This is a genomic window from Streptomyces sp. NPDC020742 (assembly GCF_040641675.1).
Taxonomy (GTDB): Bacteria; Actinomycetota; Actinomycetes; order Streptomycetales; family Streptomycetaceae; genus Streptomyces.
In genome coordinates this window covers 30,914-56,665 of record NZ_JBFAEA010000026.1, presented here as the reverse complement: position 1 = coordinate 56,665, position 25,752 = coordinate 30,914, and the positions used below count along the sequence as shown (strand labels likewise).

The following is a 25,752-nucleotide window of genomic DNA, read 5'->3' as shown; positions in this document are numbered from 1 at the left end:
CGGGCGGAGCCGGGGAGGGCGGCGTAAAGAAGGACCAAAGACGGGCAACCAGGACCCCGCGGATCGCCATCTAAGGGCGCGGAGAGGCTCACTGCCGGAGGCGGGGCCCGAACCATCCCCACGTCCTTCGCGTAGTTGTCCTGGAATCGAGATCCCCGATGAGCCTGACGGGCACGCCCTTCTTCCTCACGTCGATCGCGCTGCTGGTCGTTGCCCTGGTGCTGCCGCTCGCCCTGTGGGGCCGGATAGCCGGGCCGCCCCTGGTGCGTGGCCTGGCCCGGCTGCTGATGCTGCTGTTCGCCCAGGTCACGGCCATCACCGTGGTCTTCGTCCTGGTCAACAACGCCAACAACCTCTACGACACCTGGGGTGACCTGCTGGGCACCGGCAGCCATGTCGCGGCGGCCAAGGACCTCGGCCCCGACGGCCTGGGCGGCCAGCAGATCAAGAACGAGCCCAAGCGGCTGCAGCAGTTCCGCCCGGCGGACGACCCGCGGATGGGCCCCGGCGTCCAAATGACCAACCTCCAGGGCCGGATCTCCGGAGTGATGGGCGAGGTCTATGTGTGGCTGCCGCCGCAGTACCACCAGCCCGCCTACCGCAACAAGACGTTCCCGGTGGTCGAGCTGCTGCCCGGCTACCCCGGCTCGTCGAAGGCGTGGTTCGGGTCGCTGCACGTGGGCGAGCAGCTCCGGCCGCTGATGGAGAGCGGCCAGGTCAAGCCGTTCATCCTGGTGGCACCCCGTACCGACCTGCTGACCGGTGCCGACACCGGCTGCGTCAACATCCCCGGCAAGGTCAACGCCGACAGCTGGCTGACCGTCGATGTGCGGAAGATGGTCCTGGACAACTTCCGGGCCGGCGACCGGCCCGACTCCTGGGCGCTGGCCGGCTATTCGGCCGGTGCGCACTGCGCCAGCAAGCTGGCCCTGGCCCACCCGGACCGCTTCCGCGCCGCGGTCGCCATGTCCGGCTACAACGACCCCGCCCTGGAGCACGACTCGCTCGCCGGCAAGGACCCCCGGCTGCGCCTGTCGTCCAACCCGCTGCACATCCTGAAGTCCGCCAACGCCGCCGGGAAGCCGCCCCGTACGGCGCTGTACGTCACGGGCGCCGCCGGCGACGGCTACCAAGCGGGCCTGGGGCTGCGGCAGTTCGCCCAGCGGCCGACGACGGTCACCGTGCAGCTGATCCCGTCCGACGCGGGCGGCCACACCACGGCGGTGTGGCGCCAGCAGGTGCCGGAGGTCTTCCGCTGGCTGAGCCGGCAGCTGCACGGGTAGCCGGCCTGGGGCCCGGTGCCGGCCGGGCCCTGTGCCGGCCGGGCTTCATGCCGCCCGGGCCCTGTGCCGGCCGCCGGGCCCTGTGCCGGCCGCCGGGCCCTACGCCGGCCGGGTGGCCCTATGCCGGCCGGGTGGCCCCCGCGAACGGCATCTGGTCGATCGGCGCGATCCGGACCGGTGCGCCGGGGTGCGGGGCGTGGATCATCTTGCCGTCCCCGATGTAGAGGCCGACATGGCTGATCCCGGAGTAGAAGAACACCAGGTCACCGGGGGCGAGTTGGGACCGGTCGATGCGCGGGCCGGCGTTGATCTGGGTGTAGGTGGTGCGGGGCAGCGCAACGCCGCCGGACTTCCACGCCGCCTGGGTCAGCCCCGAGCAGTCGTACGCGGAGGGGCCGGTCGCGCCCCAGACGTAGGGCTTGCCGAGGGCCGCGTAGGCGAACGACACCGCGCGTGCGGCACGGGAGTCGGGGGCCCGCTCCGCTGCCCGGGACCGGTCGGCGGCGGCCGCGGCGCCGGTGGGGACACCGCCCGACAGGCCGTCGTCGCCCCCGGTCCCCCGGGCTGCCGGGCCGGTGCCGGACCGCTCCCGGGGGGTGCCAGGACCCGCCATCCGCTGCCGCTGCTCCGCGGTCAGCCGGCTCAGCAGCGCCTCCGCGGCGTCCAGTTTGCGGACGACGGTGACCCGGTGCCGCTTGAGCGCGACCTCCTGGGACGCCAGCCGCTCGGCGGCGTCCTGGGCGCGGTCCCGCACCTGCCGTACGCTGCCGAGCCGGCGGGCGTAGCCGGCCACCGCGGTGGCCTGGTGGCTGCCCGTACGCTCCAGGACCGCGGCGCCGTCCAGATAGCGCTGGGGGTCCGCGGAGAGCAGCAGTCGCACGGTCGGGTCCACGCCCCCCGAGCGGTACTGGGAGGCGGCCACGGTGCCCAGCCGGCCGCGGGCGGCGTTCAGCGTGCCGGTCCGCCGGGCGGCCTCGTCCTGCAGTCTGCTCAGCTCCTCGCGTGCGGTGTCGGCCGCTTCCCTGGCGCCGTTGTACTTCTGCGTGGCCACCTCTGCCTCCTGGTACAGCGACTCGACTCGGTCCTTGACCTGGCCGGGGGTGGGGGGCTCCGCCGCCTGGCCGGTGCCCTCCAGGGCGGTGGCGGTGGCGGCACCCGCGAGGGCGAGGGTGGCGGCCGTACGGGCGGTGCGCGCGCTGCGCGAGCCACCGGTGAGCGAGGCGAGCACATGCCGCCTGGGCTTGCGGTGCGAGGCCACGGTGGCCGTCACTTCCTTCCCTTCGGGCCGTGGGTCCGGCGGCGGTCCGCTACGGGGGAGAGCGGGCCACCGCCGGACCTCCCGGCGGGGCGGCCGACAGGACACCGGTGCGGAGTCCGGCGATGGCGGGGAGTCGGCCGCCTGGAGGAGGACGCTAGACCGGGGCGTCACGGAAATGAGCCTGCTTGCCCGGCATTGATCGTTTTCGGTCGTGGCCGGTGCGCGGGTGACCGAGGCGTCGCCGACTGTGCGCCGGGGCCGGTCTGCCGTGACCGAAGTGCGGATTGCCTGCGCCCTGCCCGAAGGGGCGTGCTATGCGGCGGCTACGATCCCGCACTATGGACGTAGTAATCAATATCTTCGTCGCGCTGCACATCATCGGCATCGCCTCGCTGCTGGGCGGCTTCCTGACCCAGATGAAGGCGATGAGCGCGGGCACCGCCCGCTTCGTGCCGGCCATGCTGCACGGCGCGCTGACGATGCTGGTCACCGGCATCGTGCTGGTCGGCCTCAACCAGGCCCAGGATCACCCCCTCAACAACGTCAAGATCGCCATCAAGATGGCGGTCCTGGTAGTGATCCTGGCGCTGGTCTACGTCAAGCGGGACGAGGAGAGCGTGCCCAAGCCGCTGTTCGGCGCGGTCGGCGGGCTCACCATCGCCAACATCTTCATCGCGGTGCTCTGGACCTGAGCCCCGCGCCGCGGCCGGCCGGTGCCCTCACCGGCGGGCGGCACCCGCACAGCACACCGCGCGGTCCTCGCGCTCCGATTCACGGAGGCGGGGGCCGCGCGGTGGCGTGTGGGGGGTGGCCGTGGGGGGTGGCCTCAAGGGGGGGCGGACCGGGCTCAGCCCAGGCGGACGCTCCCGTAGATCGGCATGTAGTAGATCGACTCCTCGCGGACGTCGGCGCCCGGGTGCGGGGCGTGGATCATCTTGCCGCCGCCTATGTACATGCCGACATGGCTGATGTCGTCGAAGAAGAACACCAGGTCACCGGGCTGGAGATCCTTGGTCGCCACCCGCTGGCCGACCTTGACCTGGTCCCAGGTGGTGCGCGGCAGGTCGACCCCGGCCGCCTTCCACGCCGCCTGGGTCAGCCCCGAGCAGTCGTAGGAGCTGGGGCCCGTCGCGCCCCAGACGTACGGCTTGCCGATCTGGGCGCGGGCGAACGCCAGGGCCTTCTCGGCCTTGGTGGACTGCGTGCCCCCGGTGGAGCCTCCGGTGCTGCCACCACCGGTCTGCCCGCCGGAGGTGCCGCCGTCCTGCTGCCGCTGGCGCTCGCGCTCCTGCTGTCTGCGCGCCTCCTCCTCGGCCTTGCGCTTGGCCGCCGCCTCCTTCTGCCGCTCCAGCTCCGCCAGCCGCGCCTTCTCCTGGGCGGTCAGCCGCGACAGCAACTGCCGGGCCTCGGCCAGCTTCTGCTGGACGGACTGCTTGGAGGCCTTCAGGGAGTCCTGTGACTGCTGGAGCTGCTCCAGGCTCTGGGACGCCTCGGCGCGTTGGTGCGCCGCCGCTGTCGCCTGCTTCTGGTAGGCGGCGACGGCCTGCTGCTGCCGGCTGGTCAGCCGGTCCATGAGGTGGTTGCGGTCGACGAACTGCTGCGGGTCCTTGGCGAGCATCAGCTGCGCCGTCGGGTTCATCCCGCCGGTGCGGTACTGCGCCGAGGCGAACGTGCCCAGCTCGCGCCGGGACTCGTTCATCTGCTGCGCCCGCTTGGCGGCCGCGTCGAGCAGACCGTTGACGGTGGCGCGCTGGTGATCGGCGCGCTCCTTGGCGGCGTTGTACTTCTGGGTGGAGACCTCGGCCTGCCGGTAGAGGTCGTCGACCTTCTGCTTGACCTCTTCGATCGTGGGTTTGGGCGCGCGGGGGGCGGCGTCGGCGGACTGCGAGAGCAGGGTGACCGAGGCCAGCGCGGCGCTGGTGAGCCCGGCGGCGGTGCGCCGGCCTCCGGGCGAGTGGAGAACGCTGGTGCGCGGCTTGCGATGGGACGCCAAGGCCGCAACTCCTTCCGTGGACCGCCTACCGGGTTAGCTGTCGGGTTCGGGCGGTGTGCTGACGGAAGGCGTGCCCTACGGTCCTGCGTTCGTCGAGGACGGGCGCAGGACCGATTCACCCCGGTGGTGCTGGGTGGGTCCCCGGCTCCGGGTGCCTGGCGGCAGTCCGGACTCGGCGAGGCGGCCCGTGCGGAAGCTGTCGACCGCGGGGAGGCGGGCTGCCTGAGCGAGGACGTTAGCCAACTCGTGTGGCTCCTGTGAAGGCTGATGTTCGATATGCCCGAAACCTTTTCGTGACCTGACCGCGATCAGGTGGTTGCCGCGGCAGATGCCGGATTCGTCACCGCAGGGCCCGCCGCCAGCTCGCCGCCCGACGCCGCGCACGCCGGTCCCGACCGCCGGGGTGAGCCGCGGGGTGGGCCGCTGACCTGCCCCGGTCCCGGACGCCGCCCCGCAGGGCGGGGACAATCGCCCACTGGCCGGCACGCTGTCGGTGCCGCGGCCTAGACTCGGTGGGCGATGAGCAGCCTCTTTGACGACAGCTTCCTGGCGGACCTCGCCCACACCGGCGAGGAGCCCCCGCCGCCTCCCGAGGACGGGCACGAGCCGGCACCGGAGGAGATCCCCGACGACCTCTTCGGCGGGAGGTTCGACGCGCCCGCGCCCGGGTCCCCCCGCGCGAGCGGAGCCGAGAGCGGGGGAGGGTACTACCGCGACGGCGCCGCCCGCCCGGTCGTCGACGCCGCGGCGCTGCTGGAGGGGCTCAACGACCAGCAGAAGGCGGCTGTGGTGCACACCGGCGGCCCGCTGCTGATCGTCGCCGGCGCCGGCTCCGGCAAGACCCGGGTGCTCACCCACCGCATCGCCCACCTGCTCGCCGAGCGCCACGTCCACCCCGGCCAGATCCTCGCGATCACCTTCACCAACAAGGCCGCCGGTGAGATGAAGGAGCGCGTGGAGCAGTTGGTCGGCCCGCGGGCCAACGCCATGTGGGTCTCCACCTTCCACAGCGCCTGCGTACGGATCCTGCGCCGCGAGTCCAAGAAGCTCGGCTTCACCTCCTCCTTCTCGATCTACGACGCGGCCGACTCCAAGCGCCTGATGGCCCTGGTCTGCCGCGACCTCGACCTGGACCCCAAGCGCTTCCCGCCCAAGTCCTTCAGCGCGAAGATCTCCAACCTCAAGAACGAGCTCATCGACGAGGAGACCTTCGCCGGGACGGCTGCCGATGGTTTTGAGAAGACGCTGGCCGAGGCGTATGCGATGTACCAGGCGCGGCTGCGCGAGGCCAACGCCCTGGACTTCGACGACATCATCATGACGACGGTCAACCTGCTCCAGGCCTTCCCGGACGTCGCCGAGCACTACCGCCGCCGCTTCCGGCACGTCCTCGTCGACGAGTACCAGGACACCAACCACGCCCAGTACACCCTCGTCCGCGAGCTGGTGGGCCCGGCCGAGACCGCCGCCGAGCTCTGTGTCGTCGGTGACGCCGACCAGTCGATCTACGCCTTCCGCGGCGCCACGATCCGCAACATCCTCCAGTTCGAGGAGGACTACCCGGACGCGACCACGATCCTGCTGGAGCAGAACTACCGCTCCAGCCAGACGATCCTGTCCGCCGCCAACGCGGTCATCGAGCGCAACGAGAACCGCCGCCCCAAGAACCTCTGGACGGATGCCGGGGCCGGCCCCCGGATCACCGGCTATGTCGCCGACACCGAGCACGACGAGGCGCAGTTTGTCGCCGACGAGATCGACCGGCTGACCGACGCCGGCGACGCCAAGGCCGGCGACGTCGCCGTCTTCTACCGCACCAACGCCCAGTCCCGGGTCTTCGAAGAGATCTTCATCCGGGTCGGGCTGCCCTACAAGGTCGTCGGCGGGGTGCGCTTCTACGAGCGCAAGGAGGTCCGCGACGTCCTGGCCTACCTCCGGGTGCTGGCCAACCCCGAGGACAGCGTCCCGCTGCGCCGCATCCTCAACGTCCCCAAGCGCGGCATCGGCGACCGCGCCGAGGCGATGATCGACGCCCTGTCGGCGCGCGAGAAGATCACCTTCCCGCAGGCGCTGCGCCGGGTCGACGAGGCGTACGGCATGGCCGCCCGCTCCGCCAACGCCGTCAAGCGCTTCAACGTCCTGATGGAGGAGCTGCGGACGATCGTCGAGTCCGGCGCCGGGCCCGCCACCGTCCTGGAGGCCGTCCTGGAGCGCACCGGCTACCTCGCCGAGCTCCAGGCCTCCACCGACCCGCAGGACGAGACCCGGATCGAGAACCTCCGGGAACTCGCCGCCGTGGCCCTGGAGTTCGAGCAGGACCGTGGTGTGGAGCCCGGGGCAGCAGGGGCCGCCGCCCCAGGCGGCACGCTCTCCGACTTCCTGGAGCAGGTCGCGCTGGTCGCCGACTCCGACCAGATCCCGGACGAGGACGAGGACGGCAGCGGCGTGATCACGCTGATGACGCTGCACACCGCCAAGGGCCTGGAGTTCCCGGTGGTCTTCCTCACCGGCATGGAGGACGGCGTCTTCCCGCACATGCGGGCCCTGGGCCAGACCAAGGAGCTGGAGGAGGAGCGCCGGCTGGCCTACGTCGGCATCACCCGTGCCCGCGAGCGGCTCTACGTCACCCGCTCGACGATGCGCAGCGCCTGGGGACAGCCCTCGTACAACCCGCCCTCCCGGTTCCTGGAGGAGATCCCGGACGACCATGTGGAGTGGCGGCGCACCGGACCCGCGACGCCCTCCGCCTCGATGGGCTCGCTCTCCTCGCGCGGGGGCGGTGGCGGCTTCGGCGCCGCGCTGTCCTCGGGCCGCACCAAGGGCGCCGGCGGCTTCGCCACCCGGCGCACCCAGGACCGTCAGGTGGTGTCGCTGGCCGTCGGCGACCGCGTCACCCACGACAGCTTCGGGCTGGGCACGGTCGTCGGGGTCAAGGGCAGCGGCGACAACGCCGAGGCGACCATCGACTTCGGCGGGGAGAAGCCCAAGCGGCTGCTGCTGCGCTACGCACCGGTGGAGAAGCTCTGACGACGGGGCGGTAGCCGGCCGTACGGGGGCCCGCGGCCCGTGGGCCCCGAGCGGGCCCCGGGCGCGGGAACGTCGTCGCGGCGGTGGTCAGTTCGGGTTGAGCCCGTGGCTGCGCAGCCACGGGAGCGGGTCGACCGCGGCGCCGCCGCCGGGCCGCACCTCGAAGTGCAGATGCGGTCCGGTGGAGTTGCCGGAGTTGCCGGAGTAGGCGATCTGGTCACCGGCCTTGACCGAGCCGGAACGGATCTTGGTGCTGCTCAGGTGGCAGTACCAGGTCTCGGTGCCGTCCGGCGCCGTCACGATCGCCATGTTCCCGTAGGCGGAGTTCCACTGGGTGCGCACCGTGCCGTCGGTGGCGGCCCGCACCGGGGTGCCGTAGCTGACCGGGAAGTCGATGCCGGTGTGCACGGACATCCAGTTCACGCCCGCCTGGCCGAAGAGCGCGCTCAGCCCGTGCTGGGTCACCGGGAGCACGAACTTGGGGCGCATGGCCTCCTTGCGGGCGGCCTCCTCCGCCTTGCGCTTGCGCTCCAGCGCCTGGCGTTCCTTGAGGTCGATCCGCTCCTGGGTACGGCTGGCGCGGTCGCGGAAGTCGTCGGCGCTGGCGCTGAGCGAGGCGAGCTGGGTGTCGAGCTTCCGGTTGGCGGTGGCGGGCTTGACGCCCGAGGTGTCCGCCGCGGCCTGGGTGGTGGTGTCGTCCTTCTCGTCCCCGCCGAAGTTGGCGACGGACGCGGCGGCCACCCCGCAGACGCCCAGGGCGGCGACCGAGGGCACGGCCACGGTCAGCAGCGCCGACCGTTTCGCCGGGCGCCGCCGGCCCCGGCCGCGGACTGCCTTGCCGGGCGCCGGTCCGGCGACCCGCCGGCCGGTCGGGGCGGCGGGGGTGATCGGCATGGCCTGGGTCATGGCGTCCGCCACGGCGGCGGCGTCCGACCCGGCGAACCGGTCGGACTCCGTGCCGGCGGCCTCTCCTGGACCGTCGGTGTCACCGGGGGCGCCGTCGTCGTGCAGGGCACCGGCCTCCCACGACGTGCTGTCCCAGACGACGGTGTCGGTCGGCGGGGGACCTGCCTGCGCCGGGATCCCGGCGATCAGGCCCTGGTCCGACGTCGACCAGATCGCCGTGGCCTCGTGGTCCGCGGTCTCCTGGGCGGTGGACCCGAAGTCCGCGTGCTCCTCGACTGCGGTGGCCTGCCGGCCGATGGTCTCGAAGCCGCCGACCATCGTGTGGGCCTCGTGGATGTTGTGGGTCCCCGCCGTGTCGTAGGCACCCACCGTCCCGTACGCACCGGTGGTCTCGAAGGCCCCGGTGTCATAGCCGCCGGCGGGGTGGCTGCCGGTGTCCCACACGCCGTGCCCGTAGGAGGTGCCGGCGTAGCCGGCGGGATCCTGCGCGGCGGGGTCGTAGGCGGTGTGCGCGTACGGGTCGTAGGCCGTGGCGCCGGTGTCGTAACTGCCGGTGCCCCACTGCGTCGAGGCGTAGGTGCCGGTGTCGTACCCGCCGGCGCCGTAGCCGTCACCGGCCGCCGTGGGGTAGCTCCCGGTGTCATAGGCGTCGGCGCCGTAGTTGCCCGTCCCGTAGGACAGGGCGTCGTAGGTGCCGGTGTCGTAGGCGCCGGTGTCGTAGGTCCCGGAGTCGGGGGCTGCGCCGTACGGTCCGCCGGTGTAACCGCCGTCCTGGTAGCCGGCGGTGTCGTAACCGCCGGTGTCATAGGCGCCGTTGTCATAGCCGCCGGTCCCGTAGGCGCCGGAGAGCGAGCCGAAGAGCGGGTCGCCGTCGCCGTACTCGGCGCCGTGCGCGGGGGAGTACTGCTGCCCGTAGGAGTCGTAAGCGGGATAGTGCGCATACGAGGCGTCGGAAGCGGAATCGGTCGGAAGGGGGCCTTCCGATGGGTGACGGTCGTTCACCAACTTCTCTTTCGCCTCGGCAGCAGGAGAATTAGCGGCGACTGTACCCGGCGGTACGCGATGGCGACAATCTTCACCGGGTTTTGGGCTCGGCAAGACCGGGCATTTGGCCGCCTTTCGGCAGAGCCCATGCGAGTTCTTGGCGCCCCGTTCGACGCATGTTCGACCGCATGTCACGCTGCGTGGCGAGGTCACGCCACCGAAGCGGCACTCGTCGCACCCTGTTCCCTCGCCGGCTCCGGTGCGGCGAGCGCTTCCCGTATTCCGGCCGCGACCGTCCCGTTGATCGGTAGCGCGAGGTGTCCGACGCCGGCGACATGCACGTTGTGAGCGAGCAAATCTGGGTGATCGATTCTGGCCGTTGTGGCTGGAATCATCACCTGGTCCTCCTCGCTCCAGAAAGCGACACATTGTGTCCGGCAATTCGGTGCCGGAAGCGACAACTCTGCTATCACTTCGGAATCCGGGCGCATCTGGCGGACGAGCGGGTGCGCCGACATCAGCGGCGCGATCCGGGTGCCCGAGTGCGGGGTGCCCAGCGTGACGAGGGTGCGGACGCGGCTCTCGCCGCCGAGGCGCTGGACGTAGTAGCGCGCGATCAGCCCGCCGAGGCTGTGGCCCACCACGTCCACCCGGCGGTGTCCGGTCCGGGCACACACCTCTTCCACGTGGCGGCCGAGGAGTTCGGCGGCCTTGCGGAGATCGCAGGTCAACGGGGAGTAGTTGAGCGCCTCGACATGGCGCCAGCCGTGCCGGAGGAGCGAGCGGCGCAGCAGTACGAACACCGAGCGGTTGTCGATGAAGCCGTGCAGCAGGAGGACGGGCGGGTGGGCCCGGCCCTCGGTCGGCAGCAGCAGTGGAGGCGGACCGTCCGTGTCAGGGTGTCCGGCCGCCGTGGCGGGGCGCCCGTGCGCGGAGCCCCCCGGGGGCGGTGGCGCGGGCCGCGGCAGGGGGCGCTCCTGGGAGATGCCGGTCGGGTAGAGCAGCAGATGGCCGGCGAGCACCGCCAGCTCCATGACCGTGCTGCGCAGCAGGGGGGAAGGGGCCCGGCCGGGGAGCAGCCGTGTGCACCGGAGCGGTCCGGCGAGGAGCCGCGCGAGGAGAAGGGGTGCGGAGAGAAAGGGCAGGGCCTGCATGGCCGACCTCCCGAACGGCATGCGGGAAGCGGCGGTGCCCCCGTGTGCCCTCGTGGGAAGCCCTGTGCAGCGAGGGTGGCATGCGGCGTCCCCACCCTGATCCGCGCCCCACGGCGCGGTGGCCCGGCTGCGGCCCCCCGGGCGCCCCGGTCCGCATACGGCCGGCCACCCGTCCCTTGGCGGCGCCGTACCCGGAACGCGACGCGCAGCGAACGTGTCCCAGGTGTGATTTCCCCCTCGCCGGATGTCACGAAACGACGGGGTACGGGATGCTGGAGATAACGTTCGTTCACGCTCGTGGCCGCCGGATCGCGGCCGCGCGATCGATTGTCGGCTCGGCGGCACCACCGTGCCGTGCATGGCTTGGAGGCAGTGATGAGTGTGGCTCGGCACGACGGGGCGCAAGCGGAAAGCCAGGGCACGGCGGGTCGGTCGGGTCCGATCCGCGTGGTGGTGGCCAAGCCGGGCCTGGACGGGCACGACCGGGGCGCCAAGGTCATCGCCCGGGCGCTGCGTGACGCCGGTATGGAGGTCATCTACACCGGGCTGCACCAGACCCCCGAGCAGATCGTGGACACCGCGATCCAGGAGGACGCCGACGCCATCGGGCTGTCCATCCTCTCCGGCGCCCACAACACCCTCTTCGCGAAGGTCATCGCCCTGCTGGAGGAGCGCGACGCGGCCGACATCAAGGTCTTCGGCGGCGGGATCATCCCCGAGGAGGACATCCCGCCGCTGAAGGCCCAGGGCGTGGCGGAGATCTTCACCCCGGGGGCGACCACCGCCTCGATCGTGGAGTGGGTGCACGCCCATGTGCGCCCGCTAGCGGTCTGAGACACCGGGCGGCGGCCGCCCGCGGCGGTGCGGCCGGGCGGCGGACGGTCGGGCGCGCGGCGGTCACCGCTCGCCCCCGTCGCCGGTGTCCGCAAGCGGCGGCGCCAGCTCGGCACGCATGGTGGCGCGCAGCCGCAGCGTGCCGACCAGCCGCTGGAACGCCTCGGACCAGTAGCCGCCGGAGCCCGGCGAGGCGCCCTCCGGCTCGTCCGTGGCCGCCGTGAGCAGGTCCAGCCGGTCCGCCTCCGCCGGGTCCAGACAGCGCTCGGCCAGGCCCATCACCCCGCTGAAGCTCCATGGGTAGCTGCCCGCGTCCCGCGCAATGTCCAGGGCGTCGACCACGGCCCGGCCCAGCGGCTCGGCCCAGGGGACCGCGCACACGCCCAGCATCCGGAAGGCGTCCGACAGGCCGTGCGCGGCGATGAACTGCGCCACCCACCCGGCGCGTTCGTCCTCCGGCAGCACGGTCAGCAGCTTGGTCAGGTCCCGTGCCGAGCCGGCCGGGGCGACCTCGCCGGACTGCGCCGGCGCGCCCGGCGCACCCAGCAGCGCCCGCGCCCAGTCGGTGTTCCGCTGGCGCACGGCGGCCCGGCACCAGGCGTCGTGCAGCTCGGTGCGCCAGTCATCGGCCACCGGGAGCGCCACGATCGCCTCCGGGGCGCGGCCCCCGAGTCGTTCGCACCAGCCGTCCAGGGGTGCCGCCTCCACCAACTGCCCCAGCCACCAGGAGCGTTCGCCCCGCCCGGACGGCGGTGTGGGTACCACGCCGTCCCGCTGCATCCCCGCATCGCACTCGTGCGGCGCCTCGACGACGAGCACCGCCGGGTCGGCCGAGCGGTCCAGGCTGAGGTGGGCGTGCGCCCGCTGCGCCATCCTCGCCGCGAGGGCGGAGCCGGGCAGCGCGGAGAGCAGCTCGGCGGCGGTGGCACGGACATTGCGGCTGCGGTCGGACAACGCCCGCTCCAAGAACGGCTCGTCGGATGCCGAGAGGCCCTCCCGCAGCGAGTCGAGGAACAGCAGCCGGTCCTCGGCCCGCTCCGTCGGCCAGGTCGTCCCCAGCAGCTCCAGCCCCTCCAGCGGATCCCGGCGGCGCAGCGTCGTCAGCAGCGCGACCCGCTCCGCGAACAGGCCTTCCTCCCACAGCCGCCGCACGGCCTCGGCGTCGCCGCCCCCGGGGAGGTCCGCCGGGCCGCCGGTCCCCCGGAGCGCGAACTTCCAGGTGGCGTTGAGCCGCGCCAGCCACAGTGCCCGCGGCCCCGCCAGGGAGAGCGCGGCCGGCCGTAGGTCCGTACGCGCCCGGGCGGCGTCCAGGAGCGCCGGCAGTAGCGCCTCCGGGGCGCGGTAGCCGTGGGCGTCCGCGGCCGCCAGCCACTGGGGCAGCAGTTCGGTGAGGTCCGGGGCCGTGCCGCGGCGGCTGCCGCCCCCGCTGCCGCCGCGGTCGGCGAGCAGCAGCGACAGCCGGCGGCGGGCGGCGGGCGGCAGTGCGGGCCGGGGGTCGGCCGGGGCCGGTGCGGGCCGCTCACCGGCCGGCGCCGGCCGCAGCGCGGCGCGCTGCCGGACGGCGCTCACCGCCGCCGCGTCCAGCAGGGCGGCCGCGGCGCTCTGCCCCGGGCGCACCGCCACCGGCGGCATCCGGCGTTCGGTCCCCAGCAGCGCCGCGCTCACCAGGTCGGGCCAGGGCGCGGGCGCGGTGGCGGTTTGGCGGGCGGCGGTGTCAGGGCTGGTGGTGGTCGTCATGCCCTACCTCCAGGCATCGGTGAGGGACGCGGTGCGTCGGGTGGACGGTGGTCGTAAGGGGGCGGTCGGCGCCGCCGGGCGGGCGGTTCACAGGGCCACCGGTGCCGGGTCCCAGACGGTCAGCGGCAGGAAGCCGCGGTGACCGCATTCGCCGAAGACCGTGACCGGCGCCCCGCCCGATATCGCCACCAGCTGCCACAGGCCGCTGCGGCCCAGGCAGCGTGGGTCCAGCGGGAGCGCCGACTCGCCGTCGGCGTCGGCGAGTTGCCACCCCTCGCCGTCCCTGCCCGGGACGGGGATGACCTCGGCGAGCACCACCGGCCAGGACTCCAGCCACGGGTCGTCGCGCAGCGCAGCGCCGTACGCGGCCAGCGCGGCGTCGATGCCGCAGCCCGGCGGCACCCGCCCCGGGGCCGGCGGGGCGTGCCGCTCGCCGAGGGCGGCGCGCAGCGGGCGGGCGCCCGGGTAGTACGCCAGGTCCGCGTCGACCACCAGGCCGGGCGGCAGGGCTCCCTCCAGCGGGCGGTTGCCGCCGCCGAAGGAGAGGTGCAGCGCCATCCGCCCGGTGCGCTCACCCCGCAGGTGGACCTTGCGGGTGACCAGAGTGCCGTCGTCGCTGTCCTGCCGGGAGAGCACCAGCCAGCGGTCCCGTACCGGCGCAGCCTCGGGCCCGGACAGCAGCTCCGCCGCCTCCGTGGTCAGCCCGACCCGTGCGCGGACCGTCGCCGCCAGCGGGCCGGGCAGCCGCTCGATGCCGAGGAAGCCCTGGTCGAGGAGGTGCAGCAGCGCGCACTCCGCCAGCAGGCGGGACGGCCAGTCCGGGCCGGAGTCCACCACCGTCCCCAACTCCCGTACCCGCGAGGCGAGTCCGGGCGCCTGGGCGTCAACCATCCGCGCCGCCGTCGCCTCCCAGGAGCCTGCCCCGGCTCCGTGCGGATCTGCGGCGGCACCCCGGGTGCGCCCGGCCGAGGCCAGACCGGACTGCAGCAGGTCCTCCAGCCGCTGCTCCAGCTCGCCGGCGCCCGCCCCGATCCGCTGCATCCGGCGTTCCGCGCGCCGCCGGGCCGCCTCCGGGTCGGCGGGTGGACGTCCGGCGGCACCGGTGCGGGCCGGGCGCCGGGCGCGCTCCCGGCGGCCGGCCAGCCACTCGTCCGCCCACTGCGCCGGCTCCCCGGCGGTCACCGCCCCCTCCTCGCCCGCCCAGAGCAGCAGCAGCCCCAGGGCGTGCTTGCACGGGAACTTGAAACTCGGGCAACTGCACGTGAAGCCGGGACCGTTGAGGTCTATCACCGTCCGGTACGGCTTCTTGCCGCTGCCCTTGCACAGCCCCCACACCGCGTCCCCGGACGTGCCCGTCTCCGACCACGGACCGGGCCCCGCGAGCTTGCCGCCCGCCTTGCGTGATGCCTCGTCAGGTGCCAGTGCGAGCACCTGATCCGTCGTCCAGCGTTCCCCCTGCGGATTCATGTCATCGACGCTACGGCGGGCCACTGACAATCGCCCTCGACCGCGATGTCACCGCAGGTCGGAGGGGGTTTTCGGGGCGTTGTCAGTGGTCTGGTGCAGGCTGGTTCACGCAGGCGGCCGGCGGGCATTTCGCGGTCCGGCCGCAGTCCTTGCGACGAGGGGGAGCCATGTCCGGGAAGACCGTTCCGACGACGGACGACACGATCACGAACGACCGCGCGGCGGCGGCCGGGAACGACGCCACAGCAGCGGCCGCGCACGCCCGCACCGCGGTAGCCGGGAACGACCGCACGGCGGCGGTCGGAGCGGCGTCGGAGGCCGCCGACGGTCAGGCGCTGCGCCCACACGCCGAGGACAGTTACGCCGCGGAGCTGGCGGCCCTCGCCGCGGCCGACGACCGGCCCCGGCCGGAACGCTGGCGGCTCTCGCCGTGGGCGGTCGCCACCTACCTGCTGGGCGGCACCCTCGCCGACGGCACGGTCATCACACCCAAGTACGTCGGCCCGCGCCGGATCGTCGAGGTCGCGGTGACGACCCTGGCGACGGACCGGGCGCTGCTGCTGCTCGGTGTGCCCGGCACCGCCAAGACCTGGGTCTCCGAGCACCTGGCGGCGGCGGTCAGCGGCGATTCCACCCTCCTGGTGCAGGGCACCGCCGGCACCCCCGAGGAGGCGATCCGCTACGGCTGGAACTACGCCCAGTTGCTCGCCCACGGCCCCAGCCGGGAGGCGCTGGTACCCAGCCCGGTGATGCGCGCGATGGCTCAGGGCATGACCGCCCGGGTCGAGGAGCTGACCCGGATCCCCGCCGATGTGCAGGACACCCTGATCACGGTCCTGTCGGAGAAGACCCTGCCCATCCCCGAGCTGGGGCAGGAGGTGCAGGCCGTCCGCGGCTTCAACCTGATCGCCACGGCCAACGACCGCGACCGCGGGGTCAACGAGCTCTCCAGCGCGCTCCGCCGCCGCTTCAACACCGTGGTGCTGCCGCTGCCCGCGACCCCGGACGACGAGGTCGCCATCGTCTCGCGCCGGGTCGGGGAGATCGGGCGCTCGCTGGACCTGCCCGCCGCACCGGAGGGCCTGGACGAGATCCGCCGGGTCGTCACGGTCTTCCGCGAACTGCGCGACGGGGTCACCGCCGACGGTCGGACCAAGCTCAAGTCGCCGTCCGGCACGCTCTCGACGGCCGAGGCCATCTCGGTGGTGACCAACGGCCTGGCGCTGGCCACCCACTTCGGGGACGGTGTGCTGCGCTCCGGCGATGTGGCCGCGGGCATCCTGGGCGCGGTGGTCCGCGACCCGGCCGCCGACCGGGTCGTATGGCAGGAGTACCTCGAAACCGTGGTGCGCGAGCGCGACGGTTGGAAGGACTTCTACCGCGCCTGCCGCGAGGTGAGCGCATGAGCGCGCGGACGGACGACGGCGGGCCGGTGCTGCTCGGGGTGCGGCACCACGGCCCCGGCTCGGCGCGCGCGGTGCGCGCCGCCCTGGACCGGTGCGCACCCGCCGCGGTCCTGATCGAGGGGCCGCCGGAAGCGGACGCCCTGGTACCGCTGGCCGCGCAGGAGGGCATGCGGCCGCCGGTCGCGCTGCTCGCCCATGTCCAGGACGACCCCGGCCGGGCGGCGTTCTGGCCGCTGGCCGGGTTCTCCCCGGAGTGGGTGGCGATGCGCTGGGCGCTGGAGCGCGGTGTCCCGGTCCGCTTCATCGACCTGCCCGCCGCGCACACCCTGGCGATGCCGGACGAGGGACCGGACGACGCAGCGGAACACGGCGACGCGGGCGAGGACCGCGTGCACGGCCGGGAGGGCGAAGACGGCGGGGAAGGCGCACACGGCGGGGAAGGCGCACACGGCCGGGAGGGCGAGAAGGAACTGGACGGCCGGGGTGGGAGGAACGGCCCGGAAGGTGAGCACGTCCAGGGCGGGCCGAGAGGCAGGGACGGGCAGCAAGGCCGGTACGGCGAGGACGGCTCGCCGGGCGGGGCCGTGCCGGGCGGGACCACGGCGGGCGGCCAGGACGCCGACGCCGGCCAGGACGCCGACGCCGGACGGAACGCCGACGCCGGAGGGAACGCCGACGCCGGAGGGAACGCCGACGCCGGGCGGTACGCCGGTGCGGACCAGGTGCGGATCGATCCCCTCCGGGTGCTGGCCGAGGCCGCCGGCCACGACGACCCCGAGCGCTGGTGGGAGGACGTGGTCGAGCACCGCACGGCGTCCGGGCCGGCGGCGGACCCGCTCGCGCCGTTCGCCGCGCTCGCCGAGGCCATGGCGGAGCTGCGCACCGCGTACGGCGAGGGCGGACACGCCCGCGATGTGGTGCGCGAGGCCCATATGCGGCTCCGACTGCGGGCGGCGCGCAAGGAGTTCGGAGACCGCATCGCCGTGGTGTGCGGGGCCTGGCACGTCCCGGCGCTGGCCCGGCGCACGACCCTGACCGCCGACCGCCGGCTGCTCAAGGGCCTGCCGAAGGCGAAGGTCGCGGTGGCCTGGGTGCCCTGGACGCACCGGCGGCTCGCCCGCCGCAGCGGCTACGGCGCCGGCATCGCGTCACCGGGCTGGTACGACCACCTGTTCAGCGCCGTCGACCGCCCCGTCGAGCGCTGGCTGACCAAGGTCGCCGGGCTGCTGAGGGAGGAGCACTACGCGGTCTCCTCGGCGCACGTCATCGAGGCGGTGCGGCTCGCCGAGGGACTCGCCGCGGTCCGTGGTCGCCCGCTGCCCGGCCTGACCGAACTGGACGACGCGGTCCGGGCGGTGCTGGGCGAAGGCTCCGACGCACCGTCCGCGCTGATCCACGACCGGCTGGTGGTCGGCGAGGTGCTGGGCGAGGTTCCCGAGGACGCTCCGGCGGTGCCGTTGGCGCGGGACCTCGCCCGCAGCCAGCGGACCCTGCGGCTCAAACCGGAGGCGGGCGAACGGCAATGGGAGCTGGATCTGCGCAAGGAGACCGACGCCGAGCGCAGCCGGTTGCTGCACCGCCTGCGGCTGCTCGGCGTCGACTGGGGCAGGCCGGCCGCCTCCCGCGGCAGCACGGGCACGTTCCGGGAGACCTGGTGGCTGTGCTGGGAGCCGGAGCTGCCGGTGCGGGTCGCGGAGGCCGGTGTCTGGGGCACGACGGTGCTCTCGGCGGCCACCGCCAAGGCTGCCGCCGAGGCGTCCGGGGCGGCCACCCTCGCCGAGGTGACCGCGCTCGCCGAGCACTGCCTGCTCGCCGGACTCCCCGACGCCCTCCCGGTGGTGATGCGCGCCCTGTCGGACCGTGCGGCGCTCGACGCGGACGTCGGCCACCTTGCCCAGGCGCTGCCGGCGCTCGTCCGGTCGGTGCGCTACGGCGATGTGCGCGGCACCGACGCCGGGACGCTGCGCGAGGTGGCGACGGGTCTGGCCGAGCGGGTCTTCGTGGGGCTGCCGCCGGCCTGCCGGGGGCTGGACGCGGACGGCGCTGCCGAGATGCGCGGCCATCTCGACGCCACCCACCAGGCCGTGGCACTGCTGGACCGGCCGGAGGCCGCACCCGCCGGCCCTGTCGCACCGGCGGGTCCTGCCGCACCGGCCGCACCAGTCGCACCGGCCGACCCGCCGGTTCCCCGGCCGACGGCCCCGGACCGGTCCGGGCCGGCGGGCCTGCGCACCCGGTGGACCGCGGTGCTGCACACCCTCGCCGACCGGGACGCCGTACCGGGCCTGATCCGCGGCCGGGCGGCCCGGCTCCTGCTGGACGACGGCCGGTTGGGCGACGACGGAGCCGCACGGCTGATGGGCCTGGCGCTCTCGCCGGGTGCCGAGCCCACCGACGCCGCCGGCTGGATCGAGGGCTTCGTGGGGGGCGGCGACGGCGGCATGCTGCTGGTCCACGACGAGCGGCTGCTGGCGCTGCTCGACGGCTGGTTGGCCGGGGTCCCCGAGGCCGCGTTCACCGACGTCCTGCCGCTGCTGCGCCGGACCTTCGGGGAGTACGCCGCCGGAGTGCGGCGCACGCTCGGTGAACTGCTCCGCCGTGGCCCGGGAACCACGGTCGGGAGCCCCGGCGGTGACGCCACCGCCGACGCGGTCGTGGGCTTCGGCCCCGGCCTGGACCGCGACCGGGCCGCCGCCGTACTTCCCACCCTGCGCCTGCTGCTGGGGATGGGACAGCACGGCTTCGACGACGAGCGGCCGGACGACCGGCCGGACGACCGGACGGAAGCACGGACGGGAGCACGGACGCAAGCACGGACGCAAGCACGGACGGGAGCGCGGACGGGCACCGCCCGGTCCGCCGACGATCTGATGGGGGTGGCACGGTGAGCGGTACGACACCGGTCCGGGAGACCGATGCCGGTAGTGCGACGGGGGCCGGGGCCGACGCCGGGGCCGACGCCGGAGCCGAGCGGCTCCGCCGCTGGCGCCTGGTGCTCGGCGGGGACGGCGCCGACGGCACGGGGTACGAACTGCGGGGGCGCGACGCCGCGATGGACGGTGCGCTGGCCTCGCTCTACGGGCGGGAGCCGGGCGCCGGCGACCGGTCCGCGGACGGCGGCCGGCGCTCGGGGGGCCTGGGCGCCTCCGCGCCCGGCGTCGCGCGCTGGCTCGGCGACATCCGGACGTACTTCCCGTCCTCGGTGGTGCAGGTGATGCAGCGGGACGCCATCGACCGGCTGGGGCTGTCCGCACTGCTGCTGGAGCCGGAGATGCTGGAGGCGGTCGAGGCGGACGTGCACCTAGTGGGCACCCTGCTCTCACTGAACAAGGTCATGCCGGAGACGACCCGGGAGACCGCACGGGCCGTTGTCCGCAAGGTCGTCGAGCAGTTGGAGAAGAAGCTCGCCACCCGCACCCGCGCCACCCTCGGCGGCGCCCTGGACCGCTCCGCGCGGATCAGCCGGCCGCGGCACCGCGACATCGACTGGGACCGCACGATCCGGGCGAACCTCAAGAACTACCTCCCCGAGTACCGCACGGTCGTCCCCGAGCGGCTGATCGGCCACGGCCGGGCGGCCCGGTCGGTGACGAAGGACGTGGTGCTCTGCATCGACCAGTCGGGCTCGATGGCCGCCTCGGTCGTCTACGCCTCGGTGTTCGGGGCGGTGCTGGCGTCGCTGCGGGCTCTCAACACCCGACTCGTGGTCTTCGACACCGCGGTGGTCGACCTGACGGACCAACTGGAGGACCCGGTCGACGTCCTGTTCGGCACCCAGCTCGGCGGGGGCACGGACATCAACCGCGCGCTGGCGTACTGCCAGTCCCGCATCACCCGCCCCACCGAGACCATCGTGGTCCTCATCAGCGACCTCTACGAGGGCGGCATCCGGGACGGGATGCTGAAGCGGGTCGCCGCGATGCAGGCGTCCGGAGTGCAGTTCGTGACCCTGCTCGCGCTCTCCGACGAGGGGGCACCGGCCTACGACCGGGAGCACGCAGCGGCGCTCGCGGCCCTGGGCGCACCGGCGTTCGCCTGCACACCGGACCTGTTCCCCGACGTGATGGCGGCCGCGGTGGAGAAACGTCCGCTGCCCATACCGGACATGGCGGAGCAACGGTGACCGAAGCCCCGGGGGGACTTGCGTGGCACCAGGCTCCTCGTGCAAGGATCAGGGCATCGCTCGATCGCCCGCGACGCGCGTGACACCGAGGCCGTGTGCCCGTGTGTCCCCGTCCGTATGGGAAGGTCCCCTCCTTGTCCGCTGTGCTCGCCCTGCCTGCCGCCGTGCGCATTCCGCGCACGGTGGCCGCACGGCGCGCGCTGCTGGCCGGGCTCTTCCTGGTGGGCTTCGTCGCCCTCGGCTTCGCCTTCGGTCCCGGCGCCCATGCCGCGGACCGTACGGGCTCGCAGGCCCTGACCGGGGCAACGTCCCCGGCCGCGGCCTCGTCCGAGGCATCCCTCCCGGACCGGGCCGCCACCCGGGACGGGGCCACCGACGGCGCGGACCGGCTCGCCGGCTCCCGCACCACGCTGGTGCAGAAGGGCAAGGCGGCCCGGGCGGAACTCACCGAGGGCGCGCAGACCGCCACCGGCGGGCTCGCCGACACCGTGCGGCCCGCCGCCGAGCGGACCGCGCCGGTCACCGGCCGGCTCACCGACCCGGTGAACCGCGTCGTGCGGGAGATCGGGGACACGGCCGGTGCCGCGCTGCCCGGTCAACTCCCCTCCGGTACCCACGCCAAGCGTCCCGGTGACGGTGCCGCGCACCCGCACGGCCGTACGCCGGGCGACGCTCGGCAGGCCGGTCCGCGGGCCGGCACGGCGGACGACGCCGTCACCGCGCACCCCGCGCACTGCACCGCCGGTCCGCAGCACCCGGCCGCCGGGTCCGCCCGGACGGTCGTGAACGCGCAGCGGGACCCGGGCCACCAGGGCCTTCCGGGGCAGCTTCCGCAGGGCCCCGTGGCGCCCGCCCCGCACACCGCCGGTGACGGCCACGGTCCCCGAGGCGGGGACCAGCACGCCGCCGCTCCGGTGGACTCTCCGCGCTTCCGGCTGCTGCCCGGTGGCGTCCGCACGGCCGAGGGCGCTCCGACGCGCCGGCGTGCCGAAGAAATCCTCGAATTCCCGGGCTAGGGCAGACCGCTCCGCGTCTGTAACTGGACCTGCCGCGCGGGGGCGGGACAGGTCTGCCCTTAAACCCTCCTGAATTCGAAGGACTTCATCGCCATGCGCTCCACCATTCGTCGTTCCATCGTCGTTGCCGCTGCCGCCACCGGTCTGTGGGCCCTGGGATCCGCCGCCGCCAACGCCGCCGAGCTGCCCGTCTCCTCGGACCTGCCCAGCACCGGTGCGGTCACCGGCGCCACCAAGCAGCTGCCCGCCGGTGAGGTCACCGGCACCGCCACCAAGGCTGTCGGCACGGTCACCGGCACCGCCAAGAAGACGGTCGGCGACGTGGCCGGCAAGGCGACCGGCGCGCTCGGCGGCGGGGTGTCGACCCAGGACCTGCCCACCGGCAAGCTGCCGCAGCTCGGTGACGTCACCGGTGCCGTGGACGGCGCCAAGAAGCTGCTCGGCGGCGGTCTGCCGAAGACCGGTGACCTGCCGCAGGCCGGTGACCTGAAGAAGGCCAAGGACGTCAAGAAGGCCGCCTCGTCGGTGAAGAAGGCCGCCAAGGCCGCCAAGGCCGCCAAGCTCGGCAAGCTCGGCCACCTCACCGACGGCACGGTCCCCGCCGTCCCGTCGCTGCCCGCCACCCCGGGCGTGCCGTCCGCCGACCTGCCCAAGCTGCCCAAGGCCCCGGCGCTGCCCAAGGCGCCCGGTTCCGCCGACAACCTGCTGGCCGGTCTCGCCGGTGCCGGCGTCCGTCCCGAGCAGCTGACGAAGCAGGCCCAGGCCGCGCTCGCCACCGGCCGCCCGGTCGTCGACAAGGCCGCCGCCGACGTGCTGCCGCCGGTCGCCCAGCGCGTGGTCGTCAAGGTCGTGCCGGTCGCCCAGGGCGCGGTCGGCGGTGCCGGCCAGCTCGCCGGTGACGCGGCCGGCCAGGCGGCGCCGTACGTGACCGTCGTCGGCGGCCAGGCGCAGCTGTTCGTGCAGGGCGCCGCCGGTGACGCGGTGCCGTTCGCGCAGGGCACCGCCACCGACGCGGTCGCCTTCGCCCAGGGCAAGGCCACCGACGCGGTGCCGTTCGCGCAGGGCAAGGCCGGTGACGCCGCGGCGTTCGCCCAGGGTGCGGTCGCCGACACCACCCCGTTCGCCCAGGGCCTGGCCGCCGTCGTGGTGACCGACGGCAAGGGCATCGCCACCGGCGCCGTCGCGGGTGTGCAGGGCCTGACCCCGGTGAAGTCCCTCCCGGCGACCCCGGCCGTGCCCGCGGTGCCGTCGCTGCCCGCCACCCCGGCCGTGCCGTCCGTGCCGGCCGTGCCCGCCGTTCCGGGTCACCTGACCGACGCCGTGGCCGTGCCGTCCGTGCCGTCCGTGCCCGCCGTGCCGGCCGTGCCCGCCGTTCCGGGTCACCTGACCGACGCCGTCGCCGTGCCGTCCGTGCCGTCCGTGCCCGCCGTGCCCGCCGTGCCCGCCGTTCCCGGTCACCTGACCGACGCCGTCGCCGTCCCGGCCGTCCCGGCCGACCTGGCGAAGCTCACCAACGCCGCCAACATCCCGGCGCTGCCGGTCCTGCCGGCCGTTCCCGCCCAGCCGACCCTCCCGGTCCAGGGCATCTGAGGCTCTCGGGTCGACTCCTAGGAGTTCGGCCGCGGCGGCGGCCGAACACCGAACACCCGAGTACAGCCGGGCGGACCTCTGTGGGGGAGGGCCGCCCGGCCTCGGTGTTTTTCGGCCCGGTCAGCCGGGCGGGACGGGCACCCGCAGCCGCTCCCAACTGACCGGCCCCGGCACCCCGTCGGCGTCCTTGCCGCGGAAGCCCAGTCGGCGCTGCCAGGCCGCGTACGACGTGCGGTGCGCCTCGGTCCACTCCGGGCCGGGGGTCCCCTCGTAATGGCCGCAGTCCTCGGCCACCAGCCGCTCGCCCATCGCCGCGATCACCGGGCTCGGCGCCCCGGGCCGGAAGGCGTCCCGGCCGGGGAACGGCTCGTACGGCGGATGGTCCGGCCGGGGCGGCACCGCCAGGCCCGTACCGTCACCGGGTCCGCCCCTACCGTCACCGGGACCGCCCGTACGCTCCCCGGGTCCGCCCGTACCGTCACCGGAAGCGTCTGACCCCGGCCCGTCACCGGAAGCGTCCGGCCCCGCGCCGTCACCGGATCCGCCCGGTTCCGCGCTGTCCCCGGATCCGCCCCCGTCCCGGTCCGCGCCGTCTTTGCCCCGGTCGACGCCGGCCCCGCCCGGCCCCTCCGCCGGTTTGGCCAGCCGCTTCCCGATCCGCTCCCGCAGGTCCTTCATCACGATGCCGCGCGGATCGACCTTGCCCGGCTGCCACTCCTTGTGGCCGATCACCGAGCGCTCGCTCCAGCCGTGCGCCCGGCAGATCGCCGCCGACACCTTCTCGATCGCCGCCAACTGCTCCGCCGGCCAGGGGTCCTTGCCGTCGCCGAGGTTGATGCACTCGAAGCCGTAGAAGGCGCAGTTGCCGTCGGTGTCCGCCGCGTCGTCCGGCGGCAGCTCCGCATCCTCGCGGATCACCGCCTCCAGGACGTCGTGGTCGCCGAGACCGGCGTGGTTGGCGCGGCCGTTGCCCACCAGGTGGACCTCGCCCGCCTTGTCGATCACGCCGTGGCACAGCGGCCCCGGCAGGTCGGACCGCCCGTCGTAACACAGGTCCACCGAGGCGTCGGTGCCCTCGGTGGCGGTGTGGTGGATCACCACACCGTGCACCGGCCCCCAGGGGCCCTTCGCATTGCGGTTGTGCTGGCGCCAGTCGCGGACCTCGTGCACGACCAGGCCCTCGTCGTGCAGGGCCGCCAGCAGCCGGGTCGCGGTCAGTGGAGTGGCCATCAGTCGGTGCTCCCCTCGTCGGCCGCGGCCTCGGCCGCGGCGGTGGTCTGCGACCTGCTCGGCGCCGGTCCCGCCGGCGCGTATCCGGAGCCCGGCGGGCCGTACGCCCCGCCCCCCGACTCCTCCTCGGCGCGGGCCTCCTCCTCGGCGGCCTTCGCCACGTCGTCCGCCGCCGGGATCCCCGCCGCCAGCGGCCGGAACGCCAGCCGCAGGTCGGGTTCGGTCCCTTCGCCCGCGATCCACGCCAGCGGCGCGTGGTGCACCGCGATGCCGGCGGGGGGCTCCAGCAGCGGGCGGCGCGCCGGGTCCATCGGCCACTCCACACCGCCGGTGGCCGTACGGGCCGGGACCAGCCAGAAGTCGCCGGTGCGGTAGTGGCCGCCGGGGGCGAAGTACACCTCCACACCGTCCTCCAGCGGCAGCCACGCCCCCTCCTCGACCGGCAGTGCACCGTGCCGCAGCCGCCCGGGCGCGGCGCCGTGCCGGACCGTGCGCCGGCTGCCCTCCTGGTGGTCCCAGCGGCGCAGGAACGGGTGGAGTTCGGGCCGCCGCCCGACGCCCGGCGGCGGCTCGTCGGACAGCCGCACCCGGCGGCCCGGCAGGTCCACCTCCTCCACCCGCAGCAGCGGCGCCGCCTCGCCCCGGCTCGCGTAGGCGGTGTCCACGCACTCGACCCGGTCGCCGACGTTCAGATCCAGCTTGTCGTCGGCACCCAGGGACGCCAACTCCACCCAAGTGCCGTCGAGTTCGTCGACGGGGAAGGTCACCGAGCCGTTCTCCCTGGACCACTTGAAGGTGGCGTCCCCGGCGCTGCCCGCATCGTGCACCTCGACCCGGTACAGCTGGTTCTCCGGGCCCCGGTAGCGGGCGTCGGGCGCGACCAGGCAGGGCTCGTCATCGGCGTGGTCCGGGCGCTCGCTGCGCGCCGCGAGCCGGGAACCGGGCGCCGCCGCCCTCGCCGCCCACGCGTCGAAGGCCTTGCGGATCTCGTCCACCGACGGGGCGTGGTTCTCCAGTCCCAGCTCGGCCGCGGGCAGCGGCAGCACCTGCCACACCACCTTGGCGCGGGCCGCGGTGTCCGGCAGCGCCGGGCCCAGCGCCACCTCGCGCAGCGCCGGGTCCTCGGCGGCGGTGACCACCCGCTCCCACACCTTCAGGTAGACCAGGTACGGGAAGGCGCTGGGCAGCCGGTCGGCGGGCCGCTCCGGGTCCCGGAACCCGTCGGGCTGGTCCCAGTACGTCCAGGTGGCGGGCGCCGCATCCGGCCCGCCGGCCCCGTGACCGGCCGGCGCGGCACCGTCCGTGCCGCCCGCCTCCGCGGGGCTGTCCGTGCCTGCCGTGCCGGCGGACGGCACCGGCACCCCGGGCTGCGGGCGGGTGGCGTCGCACAGGATGCCGTCGACGTAGTACCGGCCGCCGCCGATGACCAGGTCGTCCAGCTCATGGCTGCCGCCCCGCAGGGAGATCTTGAAGCCGGTGGCGCCGCTGGGCCCGCCGTGCCGGCCGATCAGGTCGGCGGCGAGCGTACGGGCCTGGAACAGCTGGATCGCGGTCTGCTCGTTGGTGTCCGCGTCCAGTTGGACGCGGCCCTGCTGGGCGACGACCGCGGAGTAGTGGCGCTCCGGCCGGTGGGTTAGGCGCGAGAGATCAGCGTGCATGGGGGTCCCCCTCGTACGGGAAGGTCACAGGGCTCGGCGGGTCGGCGGGCCGGCGGGTCGGGCGGGCCGGTGTACGGCGGCCCGCC

General features: G+C 74.5%; 17 protein-coding genes and 1 riboswitch. Of the genes, 9 read left to right on the top strand and 8 right to left on the bottom strand.

Annotation, left to right across the window (positions count from 1 at the left end; all coding sequences use genetic code 11):
* Positions 1 to 158 precede the first annotated feature (158 nt).
* The gene (locus AB0G84_RS30425) at positions 159 to 1,283 is read left to right on the top strand and encodes an alpha/beta hydrolase-fold protein (protein ID WP_361327832.1); all 1,125 of its coding nucleotides are present in this window, start codon (positions 159 to 161) and stop codon (positions 1,281 to 1,283) included.
* 118 nt (positions 1,284 to 1,401) lie between these two features.
* Here the strand turns inward: AB0G84_RS30425 and AB0G84_RS30420 are convergent, their stop codons facing one another.
* Positions 1,402 to 2,553 carry a C40 family peptidase gene (locus tag AB0G84_RS30420; protein WP_361327829.1) on the bottom strand — a complete coding sequence of 384 codons (1,152 nt, stop codon included), beginning with the start codon at positions 2,551 to 2,553 and terminating at the stop codon, positions 1,402 to 1,404.
* Between the two features lie 326 nt (positions 2,554 to 2,879).
* On the opposite strand from AB0G84_RS30420, the gene AB0G84_RS30415 reads away from it, so the two are divergent.
* Entirely contained in the window at positions 2,880 to 3,233 is a 354-nt protein-coding gene (locus AB0G84_RS30415) for a hypothetical protein (protein ID WP_361327826.1), read from the top strand.
* A 155-nt stretch (positions 3,234 to 3,388) separates the two neighbouring features.
* Here AB0G84_RS30415 and AB0G84_RS30410 read toward each other — a convergent pair whose 3' ends face one another.
* Positions 3,389 to 4,534 carry an NlpC/P60 family protein gene (locus tag AB0G84_RS30410; RefSeq protein ID WP_361327823.1) on the bottom strand — a complete coding sequence of 382 codons (1,146 nt, stop codon included), beginning with the start codon at positions 4,532 to 4,534 and terminating at the stop codon, positions 3,389 to 3,391.
* Positions 4,535 to 4,540: 6 nt separating this feature from the next.
* Positions 4,541 to 4,722, bottom strand: a riboswitch (cyclic di-AMP (ydaO/yuaA leader).
* Positions 4,723 to 5,053: 331 nt separating this feature from the next.
* On the opposite strand from AB0G84_RS30410, the gene pcrA reads away from it, so the two are divergent.
* Positions 5,054 to 7,561: a DNA helicase PcrA gene (gene pcrA, locus AB0G84_RS30405; protein ID WP_361327820.1), complete on the top strand. Its 2,508-nt coding sequence runs from the start codon at positions 5,054 to 5,056 to the stop codon at positions 7,559 to 7,561.
* An 87-nt stretch (positions 7,562 to 7,648) separates the two neighbouring features.
* Here the strand turns inward: pcrA and AB0G84_RS30400 are convergent, their stop codons facing one another.
* Both AB0G84_RS30400 and AB0G84_RS30395 read right to left on the bottom strand, forming a co-directional pair.
* Positions 7,649 to 9,469, bottom strand: a complete 1,821-nt coding sequence (locus AB0G84_RS30400) for a peptidoglycan DD-metalloendopeptidase family protein (RefSeq protein WP_361327818.1) — start codon at positions 9,467 to 9,469, stop codon at positions 7,649 to 7,651.
* Positions 9,470 to 9,660: 191 nt separating this feature from the next.
* Complete coding sequence (locus tag AB0G84_RS30395) at positions 9,661 to 10,605, bottom strand: alpha/beta fold hydrolase (protein WP_361327815.1); 945 nt, start codon at positions 10,603 to 10,605, stop codon at positions 9,661 to 9,663.
* A 375-nt stretch (positions 10,606 to 10,980) separates the two neighbouring features.
* Here AB0G84_RS30395 and AB0G84_RS30390 point away from each other — a divergent pair, with 375 nt between their 5' ends.
* Positions 10,981 to 11,439 carry a cobalamin B12-binding domain-containing protein gene (locus AB0G84_RS30390; RefSeq protein ID WP_361327812.1) on the top strand — a complete coding sequence of 153 codons (459 nt, stop codon included), beginning with the start codon at positions 10,981 to 10,983 and terminating at the stop codon, positions 11,437 to 11,439.
* Positions 11,440 to 11,502: 63 nt separating this feature from the next.
* Here AB0G84_RS30390 and AB0G84_RS30385 read toward each other — a convergent pair whose 3' ends face one another.
* Entirely contained in the window at positions 11,503 to 13,176 is a 1,674-nt protein-coding gene (locus AB0G84_RS30385) for a DUF5691 domain-containing protein (RefSeq protein WP_361327809.1), read from the bottom strand.
* An 87-nt stretch (positions 13,177 to 13,263) separates the two neighbouring features.
* Positions 13,264 to 14,643, bottom strand: a complete 1,380-nt coding sequence (locus AB0G84_RS30380) for an SWIM zinc finger family protein (RefSeq protein ID WP_361327806.1) — start codon at positions 14,641 to 14,643, stop codon at positions 13,264 to 13,266.
* A 167-nt stretch (positions 14,644 to 14,810) separates the two neighbouring features.
* Between AB0G84_RS30380 and AB0G84_RS30375 the strand changes: the two genes are divergently transcribed.
* From AB0G84_RS30375 to AB0G84_RS30355, 5 genes are all read left to right on the top strand, one after another.
* The gene (locus AB0G84_RS30375) at positions 14,811 to 16,049 is read left to right on the top strand and encodes an AAA family ATPase (protein WP_361327803.1); all 1,239 of its coding nucleotides are present in this window, start codon (positions 14,811 to 14,813) and stop codon (positions 16,047 to 16,049) included.
* Positions 16,046 to 18,937: a DUF5682 family protein gene (locus tag AB0G84_RS30370; protein WP_361327800.1), complete on the top strand. Its 2,892-nt coding sequence runs from the start codon at positions 16,046 to 16,048 to the stop codon at positions 18,935 to 18,937. The genes AB0G84_RS30375 and AB0G84_RS30370 overlap by 4 nt, the downstream gene beginning before the upstream one ends.
* Before the next feature lie 101 nt (positions 18,938 to 19,038).
* Positions 19,039 to 20,172 carry a VWA domain-containing protein gene (locus AB0G84_RS30365; RefSeq protein WP_361327922.1) on the top strand — a complete coding sequence of 378 codons (1,134 nt, stop codon included), beginning with the start codon at positions 19,039 to 19,041 and terminating at the stop codon, positions 20,170 to 20,172.
* Between the two features lie 134 nt (positions 20,173 to 20,306).
* On the top strand, positions 20,307 to 21,188 hold the full coding sequence (locus AB0G84_RS30360) for a hypothetical protein (RefSeq protein ID WP_361327797.1): 882 nt from the start codon (positions 20,307 to 20,309) through the stop codon (positions 21,186 to 21,188).
* 93 nt (positions 21,189 to 21,281) lie between these two features.
* Positions 21,282 to 22,778: a hypothetical protein gene (locus AB0G84_RS30355; protein WP_361327794.1), complete on the top strand. Its 1,497-nt coding sequence runs from the start codon at positions 21,282 to 21,284 to the stop codon at positions 22,776 to 22,778.
* Positions 22,779 to 22,898: 120 nt separating this feature from the next.
* On the opposite strand, the gene AB0G84_RS30350 is transcribed toward AB0G84_RS30355, so the two are convergent.
* Together AB0G84_RS30350 and AB0G84_RS30345 are read right to left on the bottom strand one after the other, a co-directional pair.
* Entirely contained in the window at positions 22,899 to 24,008 is a 1,110-nt protein-coding gene (locus AB0G84_RS30350) for a peptidoglycan-binding protein (protein ID WP_361327791.1), read from the bottom strand.
* Positions 24,008 to 25,666, bottom strand: coding sequence for a DUF6519 domain-containing protein (locus AB0G84_RS30345; protein WP_361327788.1), 1,659 nt, complete (start codon positions 25,664 to 25,666; stop codon positions 24,008 to 24,010). Before AB0G84_RS30345 ends, AB0G84_RS30350 begins: the two co-directional genes overlap by 1 nt.
* Positions 25,667 to 25,752 lie beyond the last annotated feature (86 nt).